Source organism: Pseudovibrio exalbescens DSM 16456, from assembly GCF_000422785.1.
Classification (GTDB): domain Bacteria; phylum Pseudomonadota; class Alphaproteobacteria; order Rhizobiales; family Stappiaceae; genus Pseudovibrio; species Pseudovibrio exalbescens.
This window is the reverse complement of sequence record NZ_KE383920.1, coordinates 128,284-145,570: the sequence shown is the minus strand read 5'-3', so window position 1 is coordinate 145,570 and position 17,287 is coordinate 128,284. Positions and strand designations below refer to the sequence as shown.

Annotated in this window: 14 protein-coding genes; 9 read left to right on the top strand and 5 right to left on the bottom strand. The window is 55.9% G+C overall.

Annotated elements, in window-relative coordinates; genetic code table 11:
- The 3 genes from G512_RS0119325 to G512_RS21950 all read left to right on the top strand — a co-directional run.
- On the top strand, positions 1-354 hold a 354-nt coding region (locus tag G512_RS0119325), incomplete at its 5' end, for an IS5 family transposase (RefSeq protein WP_028483125.1).
- A gap of 265 nt (positions 355-619) precedes the next feature.
- Complete coding sequence (locus G512_RS22900; protein ID WP_208975085.1) at positions 620-1,027, top strand: hypothetical protein; 408 nt, start codon at positions 620-622, stop codon at positions 1,025-1,027.
- A gap of 57 nt (positions 1,028-1,084) precedes the next feature.
- On the top strand, positions 1,085-1,450 hold the full coding sequence (locus G512_RS21950; RefSeq protein WP_051269739.1) for a hypothetical protein: 366 nt from the start codon (positions 1,085-1,087) through the stop codon (positions 1,448-1,450).
- Between the two features lie 86 nt (positions 1,451-1,536).
- Here G512_RS21950 and G512_RS0119310 read toward each other — a convergent pair whose 3' ends face one another.
- Positions 1,537-2,133, bottom strand: a complete 597-nt coding sequence (locus G512_RS0119310) for a superoxide dismutase (RefSeq protein WP_028483124.1) — start codon at positions 2,131-2,133, stop codon at positions 1,537-1,539.
- Between the two features lie 283 nt (positions 2,134-2,416).
- Between G512_RS0119310 and G512_RS21945 the strand changes: the two genes are divergently transcribed.
- The gene (locus G512_RS21945; protein WP_051269735.1) at positions 2,417-3,616 is read left to right on the top strand and encodes a YbfB/YjiJ family MFS transporter; all 1,200 of its coding nucleotides are present in this window, start codon (positions 2,417-2,419) and stop codon (positions 3,614-3,616) included.
- A 103-nt stretch (positions 3,617-3,719) separates the two neighbouring features.
- Here the strand turns inward: G512_RS21945 and G512_RS0119300 are convergent, their stop codons facing one another.
- A complete protein-coding gene (locus tag G512_RS0119300) occupies positions 3,720-4,592 on the bottom strand; it encodes a branched-chain amino acid aminotransferase (RefSeq protein WP_028483123.1) in 873 nt (290 codons plus the stop codon).
- A 627-nt stretch (positions 4,593-5,219) separates the two neighbouring features.
- Here G512_RS0119300 and G512_RS0119295 point away from each other — a divergent pair.
- Both G512_RS0119295 and G512_RS0119290 read left to right on the top strand, forming a co-directional pair.
- Positions 5,220-5,882, top strand: coding sequence for a haloacid dehalogenase type II (locus tag G512_RS0119295; RefSeq protein ID WP_028483122.1), 663 nt, complete (start codon positions 5,220-5,222; stop codon positions 5,880-5,882).
- A gap of 158 nt (positions 5,883-6,040) precedes the next feature.
- The gene (locus G512_RS0119290; RefSeq protein WP_028483121.1) at positions 6,041-6,943 is read left to right on the top strand and encodes an EamA family transporter; all 903 of its coding nucleotides are present in this window, start codon (positions 6,041-6,043) and stop codon (positions 6,941-6,943) included.
- A gap of 30 nt (positions 6,944-6,973) precedes the next feature.
- Here G512_RS0119290 and G512_RS0119285 read toward each other — a convergent pair whose 3' ends face one another.
- Positions 6,974-7,555: an LOG family protein gene (locus G512_RS0119285; RefSeq protein WP_028483120.1), complete on the bottom strand. Its 582-nt coding sequence runs from the start codon at positions 7,553-7,555 to the stop codon at positions 6,974-6,976.
- An 84-nt stretch (positions 7,556-7,639) separates the two neighbouring features.
- On the bottom strand, positions 7,640-9,031 hold the full coding sequence (locus G512_RS0119280; protein WP_028483119.1) for a dipeptidase: 1,392 nt from the start codon (positions 9,029-9,031) through the stop codon (positions 7,640-7,642).
- 354 nt (positions 9,032-9,385) lie between these two features.
- On the opposite strand from G512_RS0119280, the gene G512_RS0119275 reads away from it, so the two are divergent.
- Positions 9,386-9,775 (top strand): DUF2780 domain-containing protein, encoded by a 390-nt coding sequence (locus G512_RS0119275; RefSeq protein ID WP_028483118.1) that lies wholly within the window; start codon positions 9,386-9,388, stop codon positions 9,773-9,775.
- A 1,033-nt stretch (positions 9,776-10,808) separates the two neighbouring features.
- Here the strand turns inward: G512_RS0119275 and G512_RS23025 are convergent.
- Positions 10,809-11,510, bottom strand: coding sequence for a helix-turn-helix transcriptional regulator (locus G512_RS23025; protein WP_028483117.1), 702 nt, complete (start codon positions 11,508-11,510; stop codon positions 10,809-10,811).
- Positions 11,511-12,159: 649 nt separating this feature from the next.
- Here G512_RS23025 and G512_RS0119265 point away from each other — a divergent pair.
- On the top strand, positions 12,160-14,166 hold the full coding sequence (locus tag G512_RS0119265) for a methylmalonyl-CoA mutase family protein (RefSeq protein ID WP_036490322.1): 2,007 nt from the start codon (positions 12,160-12,162) through the stop codon (positions 14,164-14,166).
- Positions 14,163-16,334: a methylmalonyl-CoA mutase gene (gene scpA, locus G512_RS0119260; protein ID WP_028483115.1), complete on the top strand. Its 2,172-nt coding sequence runs from the start codon at positions 14,163-14,165 to the stop codon at positions 16,332-16,334. The genes G512_RS0119265 and scpA overlap by 4 nt, the downstream gene beginning before the upstream one ends.
- The last annotated feature ends 953 nt before the right edge of the window (positions 16,335-17,287 follow it).

Here is a 17,287-nt window from a genome sequence, read left to right as displayed (position 1 = left end):
CTGACAGGCGGTGAAGCATCCGACTACAGCGCCGTTCCCGCCCTACTGGATATGCCTTTCCGCAAACCTCGGCTGTTCCTGGCTGACAAGGGATACGATGGCGATGCAGTGCGCCAAAGCCTGCTGCTGGCTGGCATCAGCCCTGTCATTCCGCCAAAGTCAAACCGCAGGGAACCGATACCTTGCGACTTCCGGGCCTACAAGGACAGGAACCGGATCGAGCGCATGTTCAACAAGGTCAAACAGTTCCGCAGGATCGCTACACGATACGATAAAACCAAAGCGTCCTTCGAAGCTTTCCTCAATCTCGCGGCTGCACGTCTCTGGCTACGAAACTTTGTCAACAGAGCCTAAAGATTGCCAGCAGGTAATCACTCAAGGATTGGCCTCTACGGCAGGGGTCAATCCTTTCTCAATCGCAACCCTCAAAACGTCTACATCAAGAATACTCAAAGTTAAACACGCTCGCATCTCGCAGCGTGAAATTAGGACTTTGATAGTCACCTCTCCCTACTCTCTTCTTTCATGAAAGTGGAGTGGCGCCAGCCTTGGTCTGGTATACTCGCGGTCTGGTGCCTGATTCTTTCAGGCGCCCAACAACCCGCAAAGGGAGACAAAAATGGCTAGATCACATTGGGTGACATTACTTGCCGCCGTTTTGGCATTTGGCTTTTCCCCCGCAGCCACCGCCGCCAACCTGCCCCACAACCCGGCAAGTCCACATACAACCTATTACTTCAAACCAGCCGAATACCCGTTCAACTTCCTTCTTCCCAACGACATGCAATCGCGCCCACGCGTTTACGGTACGGAGTACGATTGCCGAATACGTGTCTATGAAGATGGACCAGAGAATGTGTATCAGGCGTTTGTCACGGGCCGCTTCACCGACCCAAGCCGGTTCATCTCCAGTGTAGCGTGCTTCCAAACAGCCCAGAAATGCGATGCTTACCTCAACTTCATGAGAGGGTACTTGCAACTGGTCAATAGCGCCGCATGCCAACGCGGATATGCCAGCATCTTCTAAGACCCCAAACCCCGTGACAGCGTCGTGGCCCCTCAAACGAAAAGCTGCGAGACAAAAATGAATAAAAACACAATCGCCGCAGTTTGTGCTGTCATGGGCGTGCTTGGCGGGTGCGCCAGCCCGCCAAGCACCAACTATCTTGAAGCCCGCGTCATTCCCAACACGGGCCGAACCATACCGGTCGTCGAAGGGACAGAATACGACTGCCGCATTGCCAGCCAAACCACACCACCGGGCCAACTGTTTCAGGCGAATGTGGGCGGGCGCGTGTTGAGCGACGACCGGCCATACAACGTGACCACGCAGGCATGTTTTACCACGCAGGACGAATGTGAGGCCTACCTCTATCTCATGAATGGTTTGCTCGAACAGATCATCACGTCGCGCTGCTCCCTTGGCCTACGAACCGGCCTTTTCAGCTGAAAGTCACCGTATGCCGACCAAACCACCAAACAAAAAGAGCGGCCCAACCGGACCGCTCTTCAGTACTTTCTAGCCGTTCACAAGACTCAGATTGCCTTGTTGAACAGTTCCTCGACGTATTCCCAATTGACGAGATTATCGACGAACGCCTCAAGATACTTGGGGCGGGCGTTGCGGTAGTCGATGTAGTAAGAGTGCTCCCACACGTCGCAGCCGAGGATCGGTGTTGCGCCATGAACAAGCGGGTTTTCGCCGTTTGGTGTCTTCATTACGACCAGCTTGCCGTCCTTTACAGCGAGCCAAGCCCAGCCAGACCCAAACTGGGTCACACCTGCATTGATGAAATCAGCACGGAACTTGTCATAGCCGCCCAGATCTTCCTCGATCTTCTTGGCGAGTGCAGCCGGCAGCGCGCCGCCGCCGTTTGGCTTCATCCACTTCCAGAAATGCAGGTGGTTGTAGTGCTGACCTGCGTTGTTGAACAGACCGGCGTTGGTGCCATAGCTTTCCTTGACAACTTCCTCAAGGCTTTTGCCTTCAAGGCCGGAGCCTTCGAGCAGCTTGTTGCCGTTGGTCACATAAGCCTGGTGGTGCTTGTCGTGGTGATACTCAAGCGTTTCAGCAGACATGTAGGGAGCCAGAGCGTCGTAAGCATATGGCAGGTCTTCAAGTTTAAACGACATAGATTTGCCTCCAATCGAGCGTTGGTACGACTTCCTGCTGCTCATTGCGGCTGCGCCGAACGGGCAACTTGTGGCGAAACATAATGTTCTTTGGGTCTCTCAGCAACGGTTTCTACGTAGGATTTACAAATATTTTTGTTATTTTTTTAGACCCCATACATCTAACGTAGCGCGGACAAGGCGTTCTGGATCCGCTAACAACCATTGGTAAGTGATGTTTCACCAGCACCCCGTAACGTGAGGTGTTAGAACGCTGTACCCGAGATGTTGTGATGAGGCGCGAATGAGTCAATCCCGTACGCCACTTCAGATTGCGCTGGGAGGCTGCTTGGCCTTGGCAACCGTCATGGGAATTGGACGCTTCGTCTACACTCCCATCCTGCCGTGGATGCTGGCAGAACTGCGAGTTGATGAATTCGGAGCCGGCCTGATCGCCTCTGGCAATTACATGGGGTATTTGGTCGGGGCACTGCTGGCGGCCCGCGCGCCCCTTCCCGGCGGAGCCTATGCTCTGTTTGCAGTCGGTCTGGCGCTGACGGCGCTGACGACGGGCTTGATGAGTTTTTCAGGCTCCGTGGAGTACTACAGCCTCACGCGCTTTGTGTCGGGAGTAACCAGCGCCTATGTTTTCGTTCTCACCTCAACCTTGATTATCGGTCGTCTGGGGCAGTTGGGCAAAGAGCACCTCACCCCGGTCATCTTTGCCGGTGTCGGCCTTGGCATCTTTGTTTCTTCACTCGCCATTGAAGTGGCCGGCAACTTTTCAATAACCTCTTCAACGCTGTGGTGGATCAGCGGCGCAGCAAGTTTCGTGCTGATGGCGTATGTGTTGCTCCTATTTCCATCCCGCGAAGCCCCTTTGGTTCACGTAATGGGCACGACCTCTCCAAGCGAGCCCAGATTGCCGCGCACTGCAGGGCGATTGATTGTGGCCTATGGCCTTTTCGGCTTCGGGTATGTCATCACCGCAACCTTTCTGGGTGCCATCGCGGCGACCACCCCAGGCCTGGAAGACTTCGCCACCCGTGGATGGATGCTCGTGGGCCTTGCGATCATGCCCTCGGTTTTTCTCTGGAACAAAATCGCGCTCGCCATCGGATATGGGAAGGCCATCTCTCTAGCCTGCCTTCTTGAAGCGGTGGGCGTCGCCGTGAGCGTCCTGGTGCCCTCTTTGACCGGCATTTCAATTGCGGCCATCTTGCTTGGCGGCACCTTTGTCGGCATTACTGCCATCGGCCTCGTGGAGGCCCGCCGCCTTGCGCCGCGCAGCCCACGGTCAATCATAGGACTGATGACCGCAGCTTTTGGGCTTGGTCAGGTTGTTGGCCCCACCTTCTCGGGCATTCTGTTCGAATGGACTGGTGGGTTCACCATGGCATCGCTGGTCGCGGCGGGAGCCCTTGTTGCTGCAGCTATCATGACCTTCAAGCCATTCGAGACCACGACATACACCGCTCCCGCAGAGCAAAACACAGGCATTTGAAACAGCATGGGCCGGGTTCCATCGGGACCCGACCCATTTGCCTTATGGCCATTCACGCCTCAAAGGGCGGCACACCATTTCGGTGGCCCAGCACACTGAAGGGTCAATAGGTGAACGGCGATTTGGCCGCATACTCGAAATAGAGTTCCTGCGCCCGTTTCGAAACAGGGCCCGGTTCCATTTCCCGGTCATCAAGACGATTGGCGGGCACGACCTTCGAGTAGTTGCCCGTGGAGAAGATTTCGTCGGCCTCCTGAAAATCCCGGAACGACAACGTACGCTCGTAAACCTCGTAGCCCACGTCTCGCAGCAACTGGATGGTGCGCTGGCGGGTGATGCCATTCAGGAACGTGCCATTCCAGAATGGCGTATGAACGTCCCCATCCTTGACCATGAACACATTGGCTGACGTCAGTTCCGCAACATTGCCCAGTGTATCTCGCATGATCGCGTTATCAAATCCGCGTTTCTTGGCTTCCACGGACGCACGGGCATTGTTTGGGTAAAGACAACCTGCCTTGGCATTGACCGGCATTGTCTCCATGGTTGGACGCCGGAATGGCGACAACGTCAGACTGATCGCCTTGTCTTTGGGGGACATGGGCGCTGCAAACAGGCACAGACAGAACCGGGTGGAGTCCGCCGCGCCGTCAATTACGGTAGGTCCATCTTCTTCAGCCCAGTACATCGGCTTGATGTAGACCGCCTCGTCGCGCTCGAACTTGCCCATTCCCTCTTTTGTCAGTTCAGCAATCTGCTCCCACTGCATTGTTGCCGACAGCCCAAGTGCACCAGCAGAAGCGTTGATCCGCTGGGAATGCAAATCCAGATCAGGCATTACACCGTCAAAAGCACGGGCTCCATCAAAAACGCTTGATGCCAACCAGGCGGCGTGCGTCCGAGGACCCATGAGTGGCGGATTGCCCTCCAACCATTCGCCATCCACCCATGTCCAAGTTTTCGACCAATCGGCCATTGTTCATACTCCATTCTTTGGCGGCCTCCCCTGAGACCGCCACTCCCACCGTATTTTTGATTAGGTGGATCGAAACCAGAAAACAGATTGAGGTCAACTGTTTCCAGCCTAGCCGACGAAATGCGCATAAGAAATTCGCTTTACATCATGATTTCATGATATGTTCTCACGAAGAGCGGCGAAAAACGAAATAATCTGACAAGAACCAAGGCAATAGCCGCAACAGTGTGCCCGCATACCGATTCCCTCGGAGAATAGGTATATCGGCACCGGTTTACCGCATGGGCATTCAAGTTTAACCAAAATATTTTCAACAATTGCACACGAAGGTACGCAACATCAGAATAGTCTTTTGCAAAACAGGCATAATGTTTTGACTTGGGGAAAAGACATCCCAACCAACTGGAAAATAAATATAATTTAAGCTCACAGACTAAAACGATTTAGAATATCAGCCCAATTTCGCAGGTATTTTTCGGCTTTCAGATGCAAGTGCATTGCATTTCCTGGGCATACTGGCACTAGAAACAAAAAGACTCAGTAAATTGAATAGGTTGTATCGCTTGACGCGGTTTTGCGTTCGCGGTTTCTATAGAGAACAAGAGAAGCGAACTGCGGGAAGTAATGATGAGCCACTCGGTCTATGTTTTTGATGCCTACGGAACCCTGTTTGATGTGCATGCAGCGGTCCGTAAACATGCAGCCGCGATTGGTCCCAACAGCACCCGCCTTTCCGCCGTATGGCGTGAGAAGCAGCTCGAGTATTCCTGGACGCGATCACTCATGGGGCAATATGCCGACTTCTGGGAGCTGACCCGCGAGGCGCTCGATACCGCCTACAACATGGTTCCCGACTGCGATCCAAGTTACAAGCAAACGCTTCTTGACGCCTATTGGAAGCTGGATACTTATCCGGAAGTGCCTGAGGTTCTGAAAGCCTTGAAGGAGCAAGGCGCGCGCCTTGCGATCTTGTCCAACGGCTCTCCGGCAATGCTGGAGTCCGCTGTTCAGGCCGCCGGTATGACCGATGTCTTCGATGAAGTGTTTTCGGTTGACCCATTGCGGCGGTTCAAACCGGACCCGGAGATCTACGATATGGTCACCACGCATTTCCGGATTTACCCGCAAGCCTGCTCTTTCCAGTCTTCCAACCGCTGGGATATTGCGGGCGCCACAAAGTTTGGCATGCGAACGGTCTGGATCAACAGAGCCCAGGCGCCGGAAGAATACCATGACCTGACCCCCACTGCCGTGTTGACGTCCCTTAGCGGATTGATCGCCTTGGGTTAAGTGCCGCAACTAGACAAAGCGGCGATGCTTTTAAATATGCAAGGCGCATGGAACGCTCATAGACTTGTGACAGATTTGGGGCATCATTCGCACGTATCCACCGGAAACATGTTTCCGTGAGTTGAAGCGGCTTTGCGGCTTCTGGTAGCACAGTGAGCATGATACCAGAGCCATCGCTTCCTCAAGCACGCCGCCTTGAAGCGGGCGTGCTGGCTGTGCTTTTGAGTGCAGTTGGATATGGAAGCATTCCCTTTTTCGCGATGGTCGGCTATGCGGGCAATCTGACGCCTGAAATTGCCGTTGTGGCGCGCTATGGATTTCCAGCCTTGCTGTTGGGATGGCTGTTGCCGCGCGCGCTCAAGTCCGGCACTGGTGGCAAGCAATTCATGCTGACGGGTATGCTGATGGGTCTGGGAGCATGGGCCTTTTTCAAGGCTCTTGCGCTATTGCCCATCACGCTGGCCATTCTCTTGTTCTTTTCCTACCCCCTGTTTTCGCAGGCCCTCAAGCTGGCCATGTCTCGCCGGGGCATAGGTTTTTACGGCGTTCTCAGCGCGTTGCTCAGTGTGATTGGGGTGATCCTTGCATTGATCAGCAGTTCGGGAGATACCGCCTTTTCCACGAAAGGGCTTGCTTTTGGTTTGATGGCACCGGCGGCCTACGCTCTGGTCTTGCACAAGATGAACCATGGGGCGGACTATCTGGCGCCCCTTCAAGTCGCGGCGTGTCTTTTTGCTGGCACCTTGTTGATTACCATGCCGCTGTTTCTTCTGTCAGACACACCACAGGCCTTTCCCGAGGGTCTATCGGGGTGGGGTGCCCTGCTGGGCCTCATGCTGTTGACGGGTATCTTGCCACAATTTCTGATGGCTTATGGCGCCCCAATAGCGGGGCGCGCCATTACCGCCAGTGCGGGCGGATTGGAGTTCATGACCGCACTTGTTCTGGGGAGTGTGGCAGTGCAATCCGTACCAAGCCCGCTGGAGTGGGTCTCAGCGGGCTTCATCGTGATTGCACTCGTTCTGGCAAGTAGGCTTGATAAAGCGGAGTTTGACCGCTAGCACGCGGCTTGATTGGCTCAGACCGCGTTTTCATGTTTCGGCGCGGGTAATCCACTTTGGAACGCGCGGCGGCACGTAGCCCTCAAAAGCGTCCAGCATGGCGCCAGCTGTATCCTTGACGATGACCATATCCCGCATTTCCGGCTTCAAGAACTCTTCTTCGACCATCAAGTCCATAAAGGCCAACAACCGGCCATAAAAGCCATTGATGTTCAACAATCCGCAGGGCTTTCGGTGATAGCCAAGCTGGCCCCATGTCCAGACTTCAAACATTTCCTCCATGGTTCCCGCTCCGCCTGGAAGGGAAACGAACCCGTCGGAAAGATCCGACATCATGGCCTTACGCTCGTGCATGGAGCCCACGATGTGCAACTCACTGAGACCGGGATGGGCCAGTTCCTTCGCTGCCAGCGCCTCGGGCAAAACGCCAATGACCGAACCTCCGGCTTCCAGCGCCCCGTCAGCAACCATGCCCATGAGGCCCACCTTTGCGCCGCCGTATACCAAGGTTGCACCGCGTTCACCGATCGTGCGACCGAGGGTCCGCGCTGCCAAGGCATAGTCTCGTCTCTTACCCGGGCTGGAACCACAAAAAACACATACCGATTTCATGAGAAGTCCTTCTATCGTGCCTTACTTGCTGGCTTGCAACAGGCGAGCCGATACGGCCCGCCTTCTTTGCATTTCCCGGAAAAATCAGTCCTTGGACAGGGCATCCAGTACCCGCGCCCAAGAGCGAATACCGCGATGGTAGCTCGACAGCTCATATTTTTCATTGGGTGAGTGGATCTGGTCGTCCTCCAGACCGAAGCCGATCAGCATCGAATCCATGTTGAGAATGGTCTTGAACTTGCCAACAATGGGAATGGAGCCACCCGACCCGACCAGTGCTGCTTCCTTGCCCCACTCTTCTGTCAGGGCCGCCTGCCCCTTGGCCAACGCCGGCGCATCAAAATCCATGCGCAGGGCTGGATCTCCGCCATGCGGGTGCAAAATCAACTCAAAATCTTCCGGTGTCTTCTCCGCCAGATACGCACGAAACGCGTCGCGCACTTTCTGCGGATCCTGATCACCAACCAGACGGAAGGAAATCTTGGCGTGCGCTTCCGATGGAATGACTGTCTTGAAGCCTTCCCCGTTGTAGCCGCCCCACAAACCATTGACTTCACAGGTTGGGCGGGTCCAGATCTGTTCCAGAACCGTGCGCCCCTTCTCGCCTCCAGGCTGGGTCAACCCCACACCTCCGAGATACGCTGTCTCCGAGAAGTTCAGGTTGTCCCACATAGCCTTGACGTGGTCGGGCATCTCGATAACGCCCTCATAAAAGTTGGGCAACGTGATCCGGCCGTCGTCGTCGCGAAGCCCTGCCACCATATCCGCAAGGACGTGAAGCGGATTGCGGGCGGCACCGCCATACATGCCGGAATGCAGATCCTTGTCTGGTCCGCGCAGAGTGATCTCTTCTCCGACGAGCCCGCGCAGCATGATCGTGATTGCAGGGGTTTCCCGGTCCCACATGTTGGTGTCACACACCAGAGCAAGATCCGCGGCCAGTTCCTCTTTGTTTTCTTCAAGGAACGGCTGCAAGGACGGCGATCCGCTTTCCTCTTCACCTTCAAGCATCACGGTGACCGAAATCGGCAAATCGCCGGTTTCCTCAATCCAGGCACGGGCAGCTTCAACAAAGGTCATGAGCTGGCCTTTGTCGTCGTCTGCGCCACGGGCCACGATCATTTTCGAGCCGTCTTCACGTTCGACCAAGCGGGGTTCGAAGGGGTCTGTTTCCCAAAGTTCCAGCGGATCTACAGGCTGCACATCATAGTGACCATAGAACAGTACGTGCGGGCCCGGCTTGTCATCGCTGGTGCGATGACCAACCACCATGGGATGGCCCGTCGTATCTCGCACCTGAGAGGGAATGCCAATGGCGGTCAGTTGGTCGGCCATCCACTGTGCGGCCATGCGGCAATCGTTCTTGAACGCCGGGTCTGTCGAAATCGACTTGATCCTCAAGAGTTCGAAGAGGCGATCCACGCTTTGATCGATGTTGGTATCAATACGCGAGAGAACCTGATTCACAGCGGTCATCTATGACTTCCTTCCTGAAATAGCGCAGAGAACGCCCGGATGGGCGGTCACGCCGGTCTGCTCGATAGCTACAAGCGTGACGGTTGTAGTTGCCCTATCACACCTTTTGGGAAAATTCCCAGACTTTCTGCTGCAAACTCGGGTTTTGCAGAGGCCGCCGTTTGATTTGAACTATAATCTTTTGAAAATCAGTCAGTTACGACCTTTAGTCGGATTGACTACTAATTATGATACCTTGCTAATTAGAGCAGAGAAATTTAATCTTGAGGTAATGATCCTGAACGGGAAATCCCGCACTCGCTTCGTTCCGGTCTGTGTGACCGGTTTGGTCAGGGGGCGGACTGGGAGAGAGACATGCACGTATTAATTGATCGGATAGTCAAGAAAACGGCACTGACCGAAGATCAGGCCAAAACAGCTGTCGGCGTCATCTTGAACTTTGTTTCCAAGAATGCCAGCAGCGACGACATGAACACGTTGATGGAAGCCTTCCCGGCTGCCAAAAACTTTCTCAATGCGGAAGAGACCCGCGAGAATGCTGGCCTGTTGGGCGGGCTGGCCAGCCGAATGTCTTCCAGCGTTGGCATGCTGGCGGCTTTGAACGAGTTGACCAGCGAAGGCTTGAGCATGGCGCAAATTCAGGCTGTCGCACGAGAAACCATCACCCTCGCCAAAGAGCGTATCGGGGACGAGCGGGTCAACGAAATCGTCGCGAAAGTTCCGGGTTTGAAACAGATTGCATAACCAGAAAGGTCAGGCCAGCTGATGATGGGCTTGCCAGTGAGCGTTTCGATCTTGCTCGGTTGGCAACGCACCGAGACCTGCGTGATGCCGAGCATGTACTCGTTGTTCCAATGAAACCACGCGGGTTCAAATAAGGTTATTAGGGTTTTCAGTTCAGGGTTCAGGCCGGTTCAGGGCCTGCCCCAAAGGCGCTCAAGACCGACGTCATGGGCTTGCAACGATACGGCGTAACCGCCCGTGTCGGAATGCTGCTTGGGAGTGTCGCTTAGCTATTGAGCACAGTGGCTCCAATTAAAACTGCCGGTCTTACCAAAGTACCCTCTTACAAAACGGAGGCCGACTTGGCGCAGCTGCATCGTGCAATGGGACGAATAGGTGCCCGGAGCCGCGGAAATTGCGCGCCGTGATTCCGAAATTAAGACCGTTGCCCAAAACGCTCGCCAGAATGATTTCGGCTAGGCTTTGAACGCTTCATCTCGGCTGAGAAGGCGCGGCGTTCAATGGTCTATCTGGGCGGCCAAGTCTTGCCCCAAACATCGCTTGACGGTGGAGCCGCATTATTATGGCGATGCGGACCACCGACCATGACCCGTAACCAAGACAAACCCAACGCGTGACCGCGATGAACTGGCGGTACCCAGATCATATCCTGCACCCTGCAGCACTGGTCTGGTTTGATCCTCCTCGTCAAGCAGATGAAGAAGCAATATAAACCCTGCGATGCGGTCGTGCAGTCCAAAACGGCCCCATACTGGTTATCAACACATCGTCTTGAGCCGACCCAAGCATCTGAATGAACAAGAAAAAACGGTGGGACCACTACATCTCGAGAATTTGAAGGCATCCAACATCGCTTCAATCAGCGAAAGATATCCCTCTCATCAAACCAGCGCTCTGCAAGCCAGCGCACTGTAAACCTGCACACAGCGGAGCACTTCATAATTCGCGGCGCAGGTCTCATGATTTGCAATGCCATTTTCACAGCTTGAAACACTCGGCACTATATAAAGGAGCGCGCCCTCCATGTACCCTGTCAGATCTTTATTTGGCCATAGCGCAACGCTTCCACCACGGTGTGGGTTTTATTGGAGGCATTCAGCTTGGCACTGGCGTTTTGCAAGTGCGCATGCACCGTGCGTTGCGAAATCTGCAAGTCCTCGGCGATCTCATGGGCTGTTTTGCCAAGAGCCGTGAGTTCCAACACACGCCGCTCACGCGTGGACAGGTCTCCAGGCCTTTGATCAGAAATGACACCCAGCTCAAACAGGCGTCTGAATGCTGCAGAGCTCACAATCTCCAGAGCTGCCAAATCATAGGGCTCCGTGGATAACTGCCGCCCCGCCCCCATGACCATGGCCTGGAAGGGACGCAATGCATCCACCGGCACGACCATGACCCGGGCACCTTCTCCAATGGCACCAAACAGTTCCGAGTGGGCAATCTCGCTTGGGGATACGGAACGGATGGTTGGGCGGTTACCAGAAAGGCCGAGCATAAGTGCCGGATCGTTGGAGGCCAGAGTACTGCGCTCAATCCCGCCATTGCGCTCGTCCGGCCAACGGAACCGATGGACTAGACTGTCAATCGTCCGGTTTGGCATCGGCAAACCCGTGATCAGGATATGTGAGGCCCCAAGCCGGCGCAGAAAGGACTCCACGATATCAAGGACCGGCTTAGCCGCGCGCGCCTCTGCGATTGCCTTGACCTTTGCCTCGATGTCCATTGTATCGTTCATTTCCTGCACCTTCCCAAAGACCCCGTGGAACACTTCTTTTCATGAATTCAAATCAACCATCAACCGGTCCCGAACTCAGTCACACGACTGTCTGACACCGATGTTATTCCCGTCTCCTCTGTCACGGCCTTCCTGTCGCCGCGAAGTTTTCCTGGCCTCACTTCAGAGCGCATTGGCTGCGCCAGCAAAATCGGACCGTTTTTCAGATCTCCAGATCCAAAGGGACGCCCCCCTGAAACCGCCGAGCAATCGCTTTCACTTGACGCTCAAAAGGTATTTTTATTCAATATTTTAACCGAACACCTGCCGACGCGATGCTTGACATCTCGATTGCGAGAAACCTATCGTACTGCGTCGTTGCCTTGCGGCCAATGCTGGCCCTGTTGGCATTTCAAAACTGGTCGTCTCGGCGTTGAACCCTTCAAGCTGTTAATCTTTTGATAAGCATTATTAACAGCGCCAGTTGCGGCAGGGTCAACTGAGATAAGTTTAGGACGATTAAGCTTAATGTCATTAATACCTATCCATCGTTCGTGGGCATGGATCCGGGGTGCATGCGGCTTGCAACTCTACGACCTTACCGGATTGGTCAAACGCATAGCTTGCGCTGATTACGGGATCATTCGTATAAAACACGGGGGAAGAACGGATGACGACAGTGCAAAACATTGAGATTCCAGAGTTTTTTTTGGAGCACACGCGCGCTGACTGGGAGAAGGCCGCGGCAGCTGCACTGAAGGGTGCAGGTCTTGAGAAGCTCCAGAGCACCGGCGGTGACGGACTTGTCACCCTTCCGATTTATGGGGCGTCTCAAACAGCGGCCCCACTGCATCTCAGGGAAGCGTCGCTGCCGTGGACAATCGTTCAACGCGTGGATATTCCGGAAATCACCGCCGCAAACGCGCAGATTCTGGAGGATCTGGAGGGCGGCGCCGGGGGCATAGATCTGATTTTTCCGGCCAGCAACCGATCGCGAGGCGCGGGAATAAACCTGAACAGCCTGGAAGATGCGGCGCAGCTGTTACAAGGGGTGCTGAGCGACCTTATCACCCTGCGCTTGAATTGCGGTCACGAAGGCACCGCGATAAGCCTTGCCATGATGGAGGCCTGTCTGGCCCAAGGCATTGACCCGGCGCAGTTGCGGTTGGAAGGCACCATCGACATCATCGGGTTTTATGCCCGTCGCGGGTGGCTCGGCAATCCCATAGAAGTCCCCGAAGGCCGCCTTTTGGACCTTGTGGCTTATGCTCGCTCGCGAGGGGTAACAAGTGCGTTTGCCCGCGCCGATGGACGCACCTTTCATGATGCGGGCGCCAATGCAACACAGGAACTGGGCCTAACCCTTGCCAGCGCCTTGTATTACCTGAAGGTTCTTGAACGTGGATCGATTGACGAAACCACGCTGCCGCATCACGTATCCCTGACGTTGAGCGCAGATGCGGACCAGTTTCTGACCCTGATCAAAGCACGCGCCCTGCGAAAACTCTGGGCGGCCCTCCTGCAAGGCGCCGATTTGCCGCCGGTCCCCGCTCGCCTCCATATGGAAAGCTCGTGGCGCATGATGACCAAAGCCGACCCTTGGGTGAACCTGTTGCGCGGCACCACCAGTGCATTTGCCGCCGGCGTCGGCGGGGCGGATAGCGTTTGCGTTCTCCCCTTCACCAGTGCCGCCGGTTTGCCCAACGCCTTTGCCCGCCGCCTTGCGCGCAACACCCAACTTATTCTCGCGGAAGAAAGTAACCTGTTTCGGGTCATGGATCCCGGCGCGGGCAGCGGCATGATCGAGGCGCGCACCGATGCGCTTGTCAATGCCGCGTGGGATTACTTTCAGAAAATCGAAGCGGCAGGTGGTGTTTATGCGGCCCTTACCTCTGGCCTAATTGCTGAAGACATTAAGGAAAACCGACGCAAGCAGGAGCACGACGTCGCCACCGGCAAACGCCCTCTGACGGGAACAAGTGCCTATCCCAACCTGGATGAACCCCAAGTGGATACGATTTCAGTGCCTGAACTGGACGTCGCGGAGAGCACACAGGCGCTGGACCTGCCGCCCCCCTCCACCGATGGGGCCCTGAGCGCGGCAATCTTGAACAGCCTACGGGGACAAGCGACCCTTTCCGATGTGGTCGCTGCGCGAGAACGCAAGGGCGGCGACACCTGTCCTGCCCTAGAGCCAAGTCGATTATCCGAACCATTTGAACGCCTTAGAGCGTGTTCCGACGCTTACAAGGAGCGCCATGGGCATCGTCCCAAAGTGTTTCTGGCCTCAATGGGCAAAGTTGCACAACATACGGCGCGCGCCACCTTTGCCACCAACCTTTACGCAGCCGGCGGTTTCGAGTGCACGGAAATGCAAGAGTTTGAACAAAACACGGATATTGTGCGCGCATTTGAACGCAGTGGAGCGGTGCTTGCCTGTCTGTGCTCTGAAGACGACGTCTATGAAAGACTGGCCGTCGACGTATGCGCATTGCTGAAAAAATCTGGGGCTCAGCGGATAACGCTGGCAGGTCGCCTGCCCGATTTGAAAGAGGCTCTTGGTCAAGCCGGACTGAGTGGTTTCATTTTTACTGGCAGTAATATTCTGGAAGAGTTGCAGGCTTGTTTTGACGCTCTGGACGAGAAACTCCCCTGCGACCAGGAGGCTTTGTCATGAGCCGGTTCCCGGATTACTCCAAGGTTCGTTTTGAAGATGTGGCCGCGAGGGCGCGTCCCAATACCGACCCCGAAGCGGCTTGGCAGACGCCAGAGGGCATCGCGGTCAAGGGGAGTTACAGCGCCCAGGATACCGATGGCCTGCGCCAAGTGAACACGTGGCCGGGCCTGGCGCCGTTCCTGCGCGGTCCCTACCCTACAATGTATGTGCAGCGACCATGGACCATTCGCCAGTACGCCGGCTTTTCAACTGCCGAAGCCTCGAATGCATTTTACCGACGCAATCTGGCTGCGGGTCAAAAAGGGTTGTCAGTGGCCTTCGATCTGGCTACCCACCGCGGCTATGACAGCGACCACCCCCGTGTAGCCGGGGATGTGGGCATGGCAGGCGTGGCAATTGACTCCATATATGACATGCGCACCCTGTTTGACCGCATTCCGCTGGACCAGATGAGCGTTTCGATGACCATGAACGGCGCCGTTCTACCCGTCATGGCGCTCTACATCGTGGCAGCAGAAGAACAAGGGGTTCCGCCGGAAAAACTGTCGGGCACCATTCAGAACGACATCCTGAAAGAGTTCATGGTGCGCAACACCTACATCTACCCGCCGGCGCCCTCCATGCGGATCATCTCCGATATCTTCGCCTACACGGCGCAACACATGCCCAAGTTCAACTCCATTTCCATTTCCGGCTACCACATGCAGGAAGCGGGAGCGACGGCGGATCTGGAACTGGCCTTCACCATTGCTGACGGCATCGAATATGCCCGCGCTGGCGTGGCCGCCGGCATGGACATTGACCGGTTTGCACCGCGCCTGTCGTTCTTCTGGGCCATTGGCATGAACTTCTTCATGGAAGTGGCGAAAATGCGCGCGGCCCGGCTCATCTGGGCCAAGTTGATGCAGGAGAACTTCCAGCCGCAGAACCCAAAGAGCCTGTCGCTGCGCACCCACTCGCAGACGTCCGGTTGGTCCTTGACGGCACAAGATGTTTACAACAACGTGATCCGGACCTGCGTGGAAGCGATGGCGGCCACTCAGGGCCACACGCAGTCGCTTCACACCAATGCGCTGGATGAAGCCCTTGCCTTGCCAACGGATTTCTCGGCCCGCATTGCACGCAATACGCAGCTGTTCCTACAGCAGGAAAGCGGCACTACCCGCACCATCGATCCGTGGGGCGGCTCCTACTACGTGGAAAGCCTCACCAACGATCTGGCCGCAAAAGCCTTGGAACACATCGCCGAGATCGAAGCTTTGGGCGGCATGGCCAAGGCAATTGAAAAAGGCATTCCCAAGCTGCGCATTGAAGAAGCTGCGGCCAAGACACAAGCACGCATCGACAGTGGGCATCAGAGCGTGATTGGCGTCAACAAGTTTCGGCCCGACCGGGAAGAACCGCTTGAAGTGCTTCAGGTCGACAACGCAGAGGTGCGCGCCCAGCAGATTGAAAAGCTCAAACGCCTGCGCGCGGAGCGGAACGAGGCAGACACTCAAGCCGCCCTTTCCGCCCTTGAGCACGGCGCCCGCGAGCGAACGGGAAATCTTCTGGATTTGTGTGTCAAGGCGGCCCGCGCCAAAGCATCGGTGGGCGAGATTTCAACGGCCATGGAAAATGCCTGGGGTCGCCACAAGGCGGAGATCAAGTCCATCGCCGGGGTTTACAAACGGGAGGTTGGAGCCATGTCGGATGTGGTCACACGGCTCGAAAAGCTGGTGGCAGCGTTTGAGGAAAACGATGGCCGGCGCCCGCGCATCCTTGTGGCCAAGATGGGTCAGGACGGGCACGACCGCGGCCAGAAAGTTATCGCCTCGGCGTTCGCGGATCTGGGCTTTGACGTGGATATTGGACCGCTTTTCGCAACGCCCGAAGAAGCAGCCCGACAAGCGGTGGAAAATGACGTGCATATCGTGGGCGTCTCCTCGCTCGCCGCAGGGCATTTGACGCTGGTTCCGGCGTTGAAACAGGCGCTTAGCGAAGAAGGTCGGGACGACATCATGATCGTCGTTGGCGGGGTTGTGCCACCGCAGGATTACGAGGCTCTTTATCGCATGGGAGCCTCGGCAATCTTTCCACCGGGTACGGTCATTTCAGAGGCAGCCGAAGGGCTTGTACATGAGCTCAACAAACGCCTCGGATACGAACCGGATGCGGCGGCGGAGTAGTACTTCTCGGCATAACGGCCCGTTCCAAATCCCTGCAAACAGGGAGTACGCCGCATTTTCCGTGGAATGCTGCTCTGGATGCCGCATCAAGTGCGGCATGACATCCGGTGGGGATGAACGGTCCGTGGATCTCGCTGCCTCTCAAGAGGATATGCTGACTATCTCCCAAGCATTTGGGTCTCCATGGAACCAAAGCTAATGAGAACTGACAGCATCGCCCATTCGTTTTACTGTCACCCCGGCCCCCGAGCCGGGGTCCAGTAAGGCGGCGGCCGCATCCTCCGTGCCATGCTGTTCTGGATGCCGCATCAGGTGCGGCATGACATCCGGTGGTTGGGCGAGATGCTGGAGGTCAAAAAGCCATGTTTCATCCAAGGTGAATGAGACCAAAAAACCTCACAACACACTCACCGTCACCCCGGCCCCCGAGCCGGGGTCCAGTGCTGTGGCAAGCACATCCTCCGTGCCATGTTACTCTGGATGCCGCATCAAGTGCGGCATGACATCCGGTGGGGATGAACGGTCCGTGGATCTCGCTGCCTCTCAAGAGGATATGCTGACTATCTCCCAAGCATTTGGGTCTCCATGGAACCAAAGCTAATGAGAACTGACAGCATCGCCCATTCGTTTTACTGTCACCCCGGCCCCCGAGCCGGGGTCCAGTAAGGCGGCGGCCGCATCCTCCGTGCCATGCTGCTCTGGATGCCGCATCAAGTGCGGCATGACATCCGGTGGGGATGAACGGTCCGTGGATCTCGCTGCCTCTCAAGAGGATATGCTGACTATCTCCCAAGCATTTGGGTCTCCATAGAACCAAAGCTAATGAGAACTGACAGCATCGCCCATTCGTTCTACTGTCACCCCGGCCCCCGAGCCGGGGTCCAGTAAGGCGGCGGCCGCATCCTCCGTGCCATGCTGTTCTGGATGCCGCATCAAGTGCGGCATGACATCCG